The following is an 11,720-nucleotide window of genomic DNA, read 5'->3' as shown; positions in this document are numbered from 1 at the left end:
AAAGGGGAGGAGCAAGGGTGGGGCGTAAAATTCTTTCCAAATTGAATATTTATCTCAATATGTTAAAATATTGGCAAGCAAAGCTTGCAGTGAAAAGTAATAAGTAACCAGTGACTAGATTTAAGCTAATCACTTCTCACTAATCACTCATCACTAAAAACCTTAAGGTGGTTATTGCGGCGGGGCTCACCTCTTCCCATTTCGAACAGAGAAGTTAAGCCCGCCTGCGTCGATGGTACTGCATACTGTGGGAGAGTAGATCGCCGCCTTTCTTTAGAAACCCTTCATCCGAAACGATGAAGGGTTTTTTGTTTTATACGTGTTTGTCCATGACAAAACTTACCAGAATGGGGTCTGTTTTCTCTTGCTTTTATCCAGGCTTTATAAGTGGTATTTTCCACTGTCATATCCTGACTTAATTGCCATCCAATTATCTTTCTATCAGCTAAATCCATTATTGTAGTGAGATAATTCCAATTGTCGTTTACTCGAACGTAGGTAATATCCGAAACCCATTTTTCTCCTAATTGATAACTGGTAAATTCTCTATTAAGTTTATTTTCAGCGATTGGATAAGAATGATTAGAGTTTATTGTGATTACATATTTCCTTCTTAAAACACTCTTTAAGCCCATTTTTTGCATCCAAACAGCAATATAAGCTCTTGAATAATAGATATTTTCTCGTTCTAATGCTTTCTTAATTCTATAGCTTCCGTACACACTTTTACTTTGCTGAAAATGGTATTGAATTCTTTCTTTTAATACTATTAAAGAGGCTTTTTGCCGAATTTTATCTTTAGTAGTTAACCATTTGTAATAGGAGTTTTTACTGATTTTTAGATATTTACACATCTTCTTAACAGGATAATTGGATTCATGTTTATAAATGAATTCATATTTCATCTGTCGTTCTTGGAGAAGATGCTCACCGCCTTTTTTAAAATATCTCGTTTTAAAGTAATCTCTTTTAGCTCTTTTCGTAAGGCCTTTAATTCTAACTCTTCAGCTGAAAATTCTTTTTTCTTGGTAAAATCACCTGCTTTTGCTTCAAATTCTCACCTCCATCTACGTAACATACTGTCATTGAGACCGTATTCTTCACTTACTTCTTTGACTGTTCTACCTGAATTAAGTAATTCTACTATCATTACTTTAAATTCATTTTCATACATTTTTCCCATAATACAAAGTTAATATTTCGGGCTTACTTTTTTCGTACCATCAAAGGTAGACATTCTGCTATTTTAATGGCTTCGTGTTTGGTGCAGTTTTCTTTATGCAGTATAAAATCAATCACATCTATACTTTTGCCGTGTGTTTTACAGTTGGAACTAAAGCAATATGCTGTTTGTGTTTTGTAATACACTTGAAAACTTGGGGTTTTGTCTTCGTGGAACGGACAATTTAAACGGCTTTGTTTGTCGGTTTTTAAGCCGTAATAATGCAAGACATTCGCAATAGTTAAGCTCTGTTTTATTTCGTGGATTTCCATTGTTTAAAAAATTATCTAAAATTTAATACTTCTCAAATTTGTCTAAAAAGTAACAATTACGAGAATATGAAACAAGTCTGTTGCGAGATTTATATTTTTATTTTACTCTTTTTTGTCTTAATTTCGCAATTATAAGATTTTAAATATATAAATATCTCAATTATGACTATAGCGGAGCGCATTAGATTATATAGACAACAAAAAAATCTTTCTCAAGCAGAATTGGCTGAAAAATCACAAGTGAACAATAAAAGCCTTTCACGCTATGAGTTAGGAAGTAGTATTCCGCCTGCTGATGCTCTAAAAAATATTGCTGATGCTTTAGGTGTTTCTACTGATGCTCTTTTGAATGATGACATCGTTTCTATCAAAGACAAAGAGTTGCTTCATAAATTTGAAGTTATTCAAGAGATGAACGATGAAGACAAAGAAATAGTAAATCGTTTTTTGGATTTGACTATTAGAGATTTTAAAACTATACAAACTTATACCAACAAATAATTATGCACTATATATCAGATAACCAAGGCAATAAAACTGCTGTAGTTATTCCAATATCAGATTGGAACAAGCTAATAAAAAAATACATTGAATTAGAAAGTGATGTAGTAGCTAATGACATCCCGCAATGGCACAAAGATATTTTAGATAAAAGATTACAGGATTATTTAAAAAAACCTGATGATGTAATGGATTTTGATGCTTTTTGCGATGCGTTAGAAAAAGAGCTATGAAAAACTTTAAGTTTGTAATTAAATCCAACGCACAATTAGATTTAAAAGAAAATATTAATTGGTATAACCAACAAAAAAAAGGTTTAGGAAAAACATTTTACTCCTATGTGAAAAAGAAAGCTAAACAACTCCAAAACTACCCCTACAGTGCCGAAAATAGATATTTGGAGATTAGAACTGCCGTAGTATAGAAATTCCCGTATATGTTACACTACATTGTAGATTACAATAACAAAACCATTATTATACTTGCTGTTTTACATACTAGCAAAAATCCTGATACCAACTACATAAAATAAACCCTAACTTATTACGAGTTAGGGTTTTGTGTTTTAATTATTTATTATTCTTTTTTAAACCAGACGAAAGGATTCGTGTGGTAGCGGGGGTAAAAAAGTCCTCAGTTGAGGGCTTTACTTTTTAATGTACTTCTATATCAAAAGAAAGGGTGTCTATAAAAACAGGTGTAACTTTATCTTTAAACTCGTATTTAACGATACTTAGTATTGTGTTTTTGCCTTTTTTAGTAAGAATTTCTTCTACATCCCATTGGCAAGGTTCTATATGCTTTAAAGTACGTTTGACTTTTGAATTGTCAACGCTTATGTTTTCTATTTTAAAACTACGTTTGGCATTTGGGATATTGGCTATTAAATAACTATACTTTAATTTATTGCCTACTTTTAAATATTGCTGTTCTTTAATTTTAAATTGCTCGGGATGAGAAAATTTATATTGATAAGTTTCTATCTGAAAATAACCATTATATTTTGTGACTCCTTTTTCATCAAAACCAATTATAAAAGACGATTTCCCTAAATCATCATACACTACATATTTTTCAATAAACCCTTTTGGATTATAAAAAGTACTTTCTAAAGTTATATTACTGTTTTTTCTGTAGTGCACAACTTCTTTTATACCATTTTCGTCATAGTAAGTGCATAAGCCATTTGGCTCATTATTTACAAATTGACCTTCTGATATTTTGATGCCATTTTCATTATAATTTACAAACTGACCATGCATAATAGTATCGCCATTTCTAAGAACATATTCATTTGTCCCTATCAATTTCCCAGTTGGACTGTATTCTTTTAAAATATAAACACTTTCGTTCTTAGAATAAAAATAGAAAGATATTAGACCTAAGAGTACAATAATTAATATAATCAATGTTCTTTTGTATTCCCTTTTCATTAGTTCTGTTTTTGTTGCTTATCATAAATATCTTTTCTTACATAAGTGCTATTGCCAGTTTTTTCATCGTGAGCAGTTCTTACAAACTCTACTTCATTAGATGAACTAGGATTTTTCTCTTTTTTACTTGCTTGGTCAATGGCATTTTTTCCTTCATTAGTTGCGCCTGTGCTTGCGCCAACTGCATCAATTGCTTCACTAGTTTTACTATCTACATTACCTGTACCATTAGTCCCTTTTCCTTTTTGATGAGCTTGTCCCATTTTACCAGGTTCTCGGCCTAATAATAAGTCAATTAATCCTATTAATCCTTTTAAGTCAATCCATTGTACATTTCTACCTCCTCTGTCCAATTCACTTGGATTTTGATTATTCCCTCCATCTGCAATAGCAAATCCGCCATATTCAGCTTTTGGGTTTTGACTAAAATCTGCTAAAACTTTACCATTATAAGAAATTTGTTTAGTGTCTCCGTCTAACAATGCTCTGTTACCATTTTTATCTGTGTATCCACGAGTGTGTCCTAATCTTTCATAACCCCATCTTTCCTTTTGCCCATCTTTCCAAGTTATTTTTCCTGTTATTTTATTACGATACCAGTCTGTTGGAGCTTTCCCGTCAGGATCAATAAGTTTTATTGGATTATTCAAACAATATACGTAAGGAGAAGTATTCGGAAACTTCTCCGCTAATGGGTCAACAGACATCCAACACTGCACAACTTTCGCCTCGCGCGAGGGCTTGGGTTCGTGCCTACGAACAATTTGTAATGGATTATATGTGAGTTTGTAGCATCCCATTTGTAAAATCAAAAGTACTTATTTTTTCAATTGTTTTTCAGTTGAAAAAAAAAAGAAGTTGTTTTTTATTGAAAAAGTAAAAGCAAGTACAAAACCAACTTTCCATTTTGCCTGTGGTTTGGGGTTGGTTTTGTTCTTTCGCTCGATTTTTTTGGAAGATTGCCACTTTTTATTTTTCAATTGAAAAAAAGGCTTCTTGGCAATCTTCTAAAAAAATGAGCCAACAACCGTAGGGCGTTAGTCATCGTACTGTTTTTTAAAATTTTTGTGATAAAAAACAAGCAAAGATTTAAGGCTACAAGTTTTCACGAAGTAGGCGTAATTTTGCGAAGTTTTTTGAACAAAGAATTTACAAATAATAAAGCTTTCGTAGTGCGTTGGCAGTAGGGTCGGCAGTGGGTGGGAGCGATGGAGTGGGGCTATTTTACATAATAAGCTTATGGTGCAAGGCGAAGCGAACCCTTTAGGGCTTGACTCATAATGGCTTATTATGTAACATAGCTTTGGGAGTGGTTGAGGGTTGGGTTTCGGCTCTTGTTTTTTGAGCGTGGGAAGTAAGCGGATAAAAAAAGGTTTTTTTGTGTGCGATGGGCTTTGGAAAACAAAAACCCTTTTTTTATTGGCTTACTGTGGGGAAAAACAAGTGCCGATAGCGTTGGGAGAACCACTGGAGCGTTGGGGTGCGTTGGCTGGGTGGGTGCAAATACTTCGTGCGAAGCACACCGCTTTTTTATTTGATTGGATGGTATTGGTTTACTGCTTGTTGTAATTGCTCCAGTTCAGTTTGTTTGTATTGGATTGTTGTACTTGCCCTGCGATGTCCGCTAAAAACTTGTACTATTCTAGTATCGTTTTCTTTTTTTAATAGATTAGCAATTACAGATTGTCGGATTTTCATTGGTTGTATTTGTTCGCTTTTTGGTTTTTGTTCGTTTATCATTTTACTGATTCCGTGTGCATTTATTTTTTCGCCGTATTGTCCAAGTATAAAAGTTTTATTTTCTTGTTTATTGTTGTATTTCAGTAGTTTAATTCTATCGTCATTTAAGTATTTATAAACTAATAATATTTGTTTGGCTTGTAATGGTAAAGTTCTTGATTGTGGACTTTTTGAAGTGATTTCTAGACTTCCTTTGATGTAAATTTCACACTTTTCTAAATTGATGTTTTCAACTTCTAATTCTGCTATTTCTTTGACGGTTAAGGCTTGATAAATGAGTAAACTTATAATTACTTTGTTTCTGTTTTCTAAATATTTTTTCTTTCTGATTTGATAGGTTTCAAAGAATTTTTCTAATGTTTCTGGGCTGTAAAGTGTATCAACTTGTATTTGTCTATCTATTTTATCTTTTAAAAACAATTCACTGCAAGGATGATCCTTTCTTTTTCCGATTTCTAATAAATAATTGAAGTAAATTTTAACTCCATACAACGAGTGTCGTAATGTTTTTGGACTTAAATCGTAATTCTTTCGTAAGTGTTCTATGTAGTTTAAAATATCTTTAAAAGTGGCTAATTTGGCTTTATTTCCGTAGTAATCTGTAAATCGTTTTATTAAAAATAAGTTGCTGTTTAATGTGCTTTTGCTGTATTTCTTTTCCAAATAATTACGTAGTGTCATTTCATATTATTAATTTGATTTTGAGTTATATGTGTATATATTTCTGTACTCTCGATGTGGCTATGTCCTAAAAATTTTTGAACCTGTTCGAGCTTCATTCCGTTTTGTAGTAAGTGTGTTGCGATTGAGTGCCTTAATGAGTGAATTCCGATTTTATTTAATTCTTCAATCTTTAATTTTTTACCAAATTCTGTTTTTAAAATTAGTTTCTTAAAGTGTTTATTTATAGTATCATCACTCATTCTTCTTGCTTTATTATTTATTAAAAACTCATTAGTTTTATGCTTTAAACTTTCTAAATATTCTTGTAATTCTTGGGCTAATTTTTCACTAATTGGGATTAATCTTCTTTTGCTGTTTTTACCTTTTTGTACTATTACTAAATTTTCAATTATTCTAATATCTTCTTTATTTAAATCGCTGATTTCTTGAACTCTTAACCCACAACCATACCCCATATTTAAAATCGTTTTTTCTTGTAAATTCGCTATTTTATAGAGTTCTTGTATTTGATTTTGAGTAAAAATAAATCGTTCTACTTTTTCATTGATTGGAGTAAATTTTAAATGTGATGCCGGACTGCTTTTTATAACTCCTAATTCTAATAAATACCCTAAATATTGTTGAAGATTTCGCATATTATCATAAATAGATTTCTGCTTTAGTTTTTGTTTAGTTCTTTGACTAATTTTTTCTTTTAGATAGTTGTTGTATTCGGCTATTTCTTTTGGTGTAACTTTTTTTATTTCAAATATTTGATACTTTTCCAGCCAACTAAAAAACTCCTTCAGATATAAATATCTCGCTTGTGTGGTTTCGGGGTTTAATCCTAAAATGTCTAAATGTTTTTTGTAGTTTCTTGCCTGTTCTTGGTAAAATTCTGTATAGATTTTGTGTTTACTTGGTGCGCCCATCTTTTATTATTTTAAATGTTGAATTTTAAATTTTAAATGGTTTGGTATGACGTTTTTAAGGTTTATGATGCTTTTGCTTACTCAATATTTTGAATTTAGGAACGCTAGACTATTTTTTTATTGTTTTCTTATATTTTACAATACTTTACAAGGTTTTCTAGTGTTCCTTTTGCGTTCTTTTAGTGTTCCAACTTACTTTTGCTCTTGTCGTAGCTGTTCAATCTGTAACATTAAAAAGTCTTTTATTTATTCACTTCTTTTTTTATTGTTTTTTTAAAGGAGTTCATGAATAAAAGATTACTTATTTTTAAGGCTTTCGATTTGGTTCATTAAGTAATCTTTTATTTCAGCTCTTAATTTTTGGTAATTATCCCAATAGGAGATTTTATATTTTATGCCTTTGTTTGCAAAACCGCCAACCTGTTTGATGTACTCTAACTCTAAAAGCGTTTGTATATATCTAAATATCTGTGTTTTACTTATTCCTAAATCTTGTCTTATATCTCTTAAAATAAACTCTTGATTTTCGTTTTTAACGTGTTTTTTTAATCGTTCAAAAAATTGTCTTAAACTTCCATCAAGTTCATCAACTTTTAAAATGATACTTTCAAAAAGTACTTCGGTGGCTTGTTCTATGTCTTCGATTTCGGTTATTAAAGCCTCCCCAACCCCTCCGAAGGAGGGGCTTTTAACTATTTGACGTTGATATTGGTTCAGGAACGTTACTTGTTTGATTACGGCTTGATACATTTCGTTTAATCGTCTAATTTTATGCACTTTCTCTGGTAGATGTAATTGTGTTGCATACGGATTAATGACTTCGTACTCTTTTAAATTTCTAATGATTTGTTGTATAAAGTTGATTGCTTTTTGGCTTTCTTGTGGATCTATTTCTCCTGCATTGCGTTTGTTTTGGTAGTCGATAATTCTTGCGGTTTGTTCTTTACTTTCGTCAACTGCAATAAGGAATGAACGGCTCATATTATCTTCGTAGGTTTCGCCTTTGGTGGTGGCTGATAAACTGGAGAACTGACCTTTTACTATTTTATGAGAAGATTTGTTATTTCCTTTTTTGTCTTTGATAGTTACAGAACTTCTTAATACTTGATTACTTATAAATTCCCTTAAAGCATATAGTGCATCTTCTTTTAAACCGTCTAAATCTTCAATAATCACCACCTTTTGGAATAAATCAAACTCACCCCAATTGTATAAAGAACTTTCTGTAATTCGTGTAAATCTTAAAACGTCTTCTTGAGGCATAAGGTCTGCAATTCTGCTTATAATATGGGTTTTTCCGCTTCCGCTTGAGCCTTGTACGAGTGCGTGTAATGGACTTTTATTTAAATAACTAATGATGATTAAAAATAATAACATTCTGCTGTTTTCTTCTCCAACTATTCCTGCTTTGCCGATTTCTATATTTAAGTTTTTTAGTAAATGTTTTCGTTTTAAGAAGTCGATTGCGTTTGATGGTTTTTGGCTTTCAGTTTTTGGCTGTTCTGTTGTTTTATCTTCAATTGAAAAAGAAGGATTTAACTGTGTTCTTTTGTCTAAAAGTTCAATAAAAATATCTTCGTTGTGTAGTTGTAGTGTTTCATTGATGTCTTTGTTTATGGGTTCTAACACGCTTATTTTTATTCCTGGTATAAGTTCTAATATTACTTTAGAATAATTCGCTGTCGCCGTGCGACCTGCGGTATCATTGTCAAAAGCAAAGATGATTTCTTCTAATTGTTTGAGTTCTTTTATTGCTTTTAAAATTTCATCATTCAATCCGTTAGTTCCAAAGCAAGCTATAAGCCCCCAACCCCCAAAGGGGGCTTTTTCAAGCGTTGGCAACAAACTTGCACCATCAATAATACTTTCGGTTAAGATTAGTTTTTTAGTATTTACATTGGGATAATTTGGATATAAACCTTGTCTGTTTTTTAAATAAAAATGTTTACTTTCTTTCTCGTTTAATGTGCTTCTAAAGTATAAACTCACTACTTGATCATTTCTGTTTTTTAAAGCAAAACAAATACTCCATTTACCAAAAACAGAATAAGCCTTTTCTCCAGTTCTACCTAAATTGTTTTTATCAATTAGTAATCCATATTCTAAACATTGATTAATCAAAGTTTCGTCTTTTCTTGCTCCGTGATGGAACTGCCCACCATTGTAACCGACTTCTATTTTTTTAAAGTCTAAACTTCTGCTTTGTAAATAGTCTTTGGCTGGTTTACTGTTGCTGATGGCATTTTTAAAATACTGATACATATTACCCAAAAATTGCTCTCGTGATAAATCTTGCTGATACCTTTCGTTTTTATTAGGTTCTTTGTGGTTTAGTATTTCTTTGGCTTTGTTTATCGCTTCTGCTTTAGTGCAATTTTCTTTGTGCAATATAAAATCTATCACATCCATACTTTTACCGTGCGTTTTACAACTGCTACTAAAACAATATGCCGATTGTGTTTTGTAATACACTTGAAAACTCGGAGTTTTATCCTCGTGAAACGGACAATTTAAACGACTTTGTTTGTCGGTTTTTAAGCCGTAGTAGTGTAATACGTTGGCGATGGTTAATTGCTCTTTGATGTCTTGGATTTCCATTGACTAAAAAATATTTAAAATTATTCTTGACAACTAATTAGGTGCAAAGATACCATTTTAGTTTTATTTTGCAAACTTTTTGAGTTTTGAAGAACTGATTTAGTTTTCATATCTTTGCAATTCAATAGTAAACAAGGTTTTTTAACCCTATAAAGTTTCTTATTATGGATTTTGGAAGTGTAGTTTCTGAACTTAGAAAACAAAAAGGAATATCCCAAACCGACTTAGCTAGTCAATTAGGTATTCATAAAAATGTATTAGGAAGATATGAGAGAAACGAAGTTTATCCCTCTATTGATTTAGCTCGTAAAATTGCTGATATTCTTGATGTGTCTTTAGATTACCTTACTGGAAAAGACGATGTACAAATTGATAAAGATACTAGTAGCCGTATTCTAGAAGTTTCTAAATTTGAAGAAGCTGACCGTAACCATATTTTTTCGGTCATTGATGCTTTTATTGCTAAAAGAAAAATACAAAGTATTATGTAAATAGCAAAGCCCTCATTTGAGGGCTTTGTTATGATTAAAAAACTTCTTTGCTCTTTGGCTTTTTATAACAAGATATTTTTAAAGGAATATACATTTTGTCTATTTCGGATATGTCGTCAATTTCTAACTCATTTGAGTTCTTAGATATATCTTTATTCGCTTTATCTGTAACTACAAACAATCCTTTAATTTTACATATCCTTAAAAATACAGTACAATTATTCTTTAATTTCATTGTTTTTTCAAGACTGTTTTTATTTATTTTACTTGATATTTTCAGAACCTCATTTTTATAATCTAACAAATAGCTTTCAGCCTCTGTAATCTCTAAACAATTTGATATTATCTTTTTATTATTTCCTTGTATATCTGGCGTATAAAAACATAATTTATAAAAACTCCTAACAAATAACTCTTCATTTTCTTTTGTTAATAAATCAAGATTAATTTCTTTACAAACACCTGACATTATAATTGGGTAATTATCATTTCTCCTTATATCTATTTCTATAAAGTATAAGCTATCACTGACTTTATTACAATTATTTTCTTGTGCATCTATCTTAAATACAACAAAAAAGACTACTAATATGAGATTAATTCTGACCATCTTGTTTTACTATTACTTTAGGAAGGAAAGAACCATTACCTATATTATTGGCATCTGTTTGATTTGGTTTTTCAGGCGGATACTTCATAATACCGTTGTTTCCTCCAGTTCCTTTAGGATGTCCAAAACCAAAAGTGTGAAATATTTCGTGAATTCTATTCATTTTAGTATCTTCACTTGTATTCATTAAAATGTTTTGATTGTCAGCTGTAACACCCCCAACAGTAGAAGTGCTGGTAGTACCATCACCGTTATCTGTCTCTTTTGTTTTAAATCTCGAATAGGTGTTTTCATTTCCTCTTGAAAAAGAATTACCTATGGAGTATCCATCTTGCATTTCTTTACTTGCACTAGCTTCGCTAGCTTCTATAGTACCACCTTCTTTAAATTGTAAATCATATTTGATAGAATAACCTTTATACTCTCCATCAGAAACACTCATTCCTAAATCGTTAAGGTATTTATTGTAATCCTTTTGCATAGAAGCAACTTCTTTAGCAGAATAACCATCTAAAGTTTTCATTTTACCTCCAGTTGTATAATATGTACTTTTTTCTGTTTGCACATAATAAACAGCTTTTATAGTTATCGTTTTATTTTTATCATCTATAACTCTGATACCGTCTCTACCATCTGGGTCGATGACATTAATTGGATCATTAAAGCAATAAACGTAAGGAGATACATTAGGATATTTCTCCGCTAATGGGTCAACAGACATCCAACACTGCACAACTTTCGCCTCGCGCGAGGGCTTGGGTTCGTGCCTACGAACAATTTGTAATGGATTATATGTGAGTTTGTAGCATCCCATTTGTAAAATCAAAAGTACTTATTTTTTCAATTGTTTTTCAGTTGAAAAAAAAAAGAAGTTGTTTTTTATTGAAAAAGTAAAAGCAAGTACAAAACCAACTTTCCATTTTGCCTGTGGTTTGGGGTTGGTTTTGTTCTTTCGCTCGATTTTTTTGGAAGATTGCCACTTTTTATTTTTCAATTGAAAAAAAGGCTTCTTGGCAATCTTCTAAAAAAATGAGCCAACAACCGTAGGGCGTTAGTCATCGTACTGTTTTTTAAAATTTTTGTGATAAAAAACAAGCAAAGATTTAAGGCTACAAGTTTTCACGAAGTAGGCGTAATTTTGCGAAGTTTTTTGAACAAAGAATTTACAAATAATAAAGCTTTCGTAGTGCGTTGGCAGTAGGGTCGGCAGTGGGTGGGAGCGATGGAGTGGGGCTATTTTACATAATAAGCTTATGGT

12 protein-coding genes, 1 rRNA gene and 1 pseudogene are annotated in these 11,720 nt (G+C 31.5%); 5 read left to right on the top strand and 9 right to left on the bottom strand.

Annotation, left to right across the window (positions count from 1 at the left end; all coding sequences use genetic code 11):
• The first annotated feature begins 163 nt into the window (after positions 1-163).
• A 5S ribosomal RNA gene (gene rrf / locus ACUXZJ_RS00850) occupies positions 164-272 on the top strand.
• A gap of 81 nt (positions 273-353) precedes the next feature.
• Here the strand turns inward: rrf and ACUXZJ_RS00845 are convergent.
• Together ACUXZJ_RS00845 and ACUXZJ_RS00840 are read right to left on the bottom strand one after the other, a co-directional pair.
• Positions 354-1,183, bottom strand: a pseudogene (locus tag ACUXZJ_RS00845) (IS3 family transposase); the annotation flags it as partial.
• Positions 1,184-1,206: 23 nt separating this feature from the next.
• Positions 1,207-1,494 carry a CHC2 zinc finger domain-containing protein gene (locus ACUXZJ_RS00840; protein ID WP_088467097.1) on the bottom strand — a complete coding sequence of 96 codons (288 nt, stop codon included), beginning with the start codon at positions 1,492-1,494 and terminating at the stop codon, positions 1,207-1,209.
• 162 nt (positions 1,495-1,656) lie between these two features.
• Between ACUXZJ_RS00840 and ACUXZJ_RS00835 the strand changes: the two genes are divergently transcribed.
• From ACUXZJ_RS00835 to ACUXZJ_RS00825, 3 genes are read left to right on the top strand one after another with little or no spacing between them, the layout of a single operon-like run.
• Positions 1,657-1,995: a helix-turn-helix domain-containing protein gene (locus ACUXZJ_RS00835; RefSeq protein WP_446195563.1), complete on the top strand. Its 339-nt coding sequence runs from the start codon at positions 1,657-1,659 to the stop codon at positions 1,993-1,995.
• A gap of 2 nt (positions 1,996-1,997) precedes the next feature.
• The gene (locus ACUXZJ_RS00830) at positions 1,998-2,228 is read left to right on the top strand and encodes a hypothetical protein (RefSeq protein ID WP_088467095.1); all 231 of its coding nucleotides are present in this window, start codon (positions 1,998-2,000) and stop codon (positions 2,226-2,228) included.
• Entirely contained in the window at positions 2,225-2,419 is a 195-nt protein-coding gene (locus ACUXZJ_RS00825) for a hypothetical protein (RefSeq protein ID WP_088467094.1), read from the top strand. The genes ACUXZJ_RS00830 and ACUXZJ_RS00825 overlap by 4 nt, the downstream gene beginning before the upstream one ends.
• A 229-nt stretch (positions 2,420-2,648) precedes the next feature.
• Here ACUXZJ_RS00825 and ACUXZJ_RS00820 read toward each other — a convergent pair whose 3' ends face one another.
• The 5 genes from ACUXZJ_RS00820 to ACUXZJ_RS00800 form a co-directional block, all read right to left on the bottom strand.
• A complete protein-coding gene (locus ACUXZJ_RS00820) occupies positions 2,649-3,428 on the bottom strand; it encodes a hypothetical protein (RefSeq protein WP_088467093.1) in 780 nt (259 codons plus the stop codon).
• Entirely contained in the window at positions 3,428-4,135 is a 708-nt protein-coding gene (locus ACUXZJ_RS00815; RefSeq protein ID WP_446195560.1) for a hypothetical protein, read from the bottom strand. Before ACUXZJ_RS00815 ends, ACUXZJ_RS00820 begins: the two co-directional genes overlap by 1 nt.
• 823 nt (positions 4,136-4,958) lie before the next feature.
• Complete coding sequence (locus tag ACUXZJ_RS00810; RefSeq protein ID WP_060383027.1) at positions 4,959-5,849, bottom strand: tyrosine-type recombinase/integrase; 891 nt, start codon at positions 5,847-5,849, stop codon at positions 4,959-4,961.
• Positions 5,846-6,763 (bottom strand): tyrosine-type recombinase/integrase, encoded by a 918-nt coding sequence (locus ACUXZJ_RS00805; RefSeq protein WP_063743228.1) that lies wholly within the window; start codon positions 6,761-6,763, stop codon positions 5,846-5,848. Before ACUXZJ_RS00805 ends, ACUXZJ_RS00810 begins: the two co-directional genes overlap by 4 nt.
• A 297-nt stretch (positions 6,764-7,060) precedes the next feature.
• Positions 7,061-9,361, bottom strand: coding sequence for a CHC2 zinc finger domain-containing protein (locus ACUXZJ_RS00800; protein WP_063743227.1), 2,301 nt, complete (start codon positions 9,359-9,361; stop codon positions 7,061-7,063).
• A gap of 164 nt (positions 9,362-9,525) precedes the next feature.
• On the opposite strand from ACUXZJ_RS00800, the gene ACUXZJ_RS00795 reads away from it, so the two are divergent.
• Positions 9,526-9,852, top strand: a complete 327-nt coding sequence (locus tag ACUXZJ_RS00795; RefSeq protein ID WP_063743226.1) for a helix-turn-helix domain-containing protein — start codon at positions 9,526-9,528, stop codon at positions 9,850-9,852.
• A gap of 34 nt (positions 9,853-9,886) precedes the next feature.
• Here ACUXZJ_RS00795 and ACUXZJ_RS00790 read toward each other — a convergent pair whose 3' ends face one another.
• Positions 9,887-10,462 (bottom strand): hypothetical protein, encoded by a 576-nt coding sequence (locus ACUXZJ_RS00790; RefSeq protein WP_063743225.1) that lies wholly within the window; start codon positions 10,460-10,462, stop codon positions 9,887-9,889.
• The gene (locus ACUXZJ_RS00785) at positions 10,449-11,183 is read right to left on the bottom strand and encodes a hypothetical protein (protein WP_063743224.1); all 735 of its coding nucleotides are present in this window, start codon (positions 11,181-11,183) and stop codon (positions 10,449-10,451) included. Before ACUXZJ_RS00785 ends, ACUXZJ_RS00790 begins: the two co-directional genes overlap by 14 nt.
• Between the last annotated feature and the right edge of the window lie 537 nt (positions 11,184-11,720).

Source organism: Flavobacterium sp. TN-1 (assembly GCF_052828645.1).
Note: the sequence above shows the minus strand (reverse complement) of the source record. Positions and strands in the feature narration are given on the sequence as shown.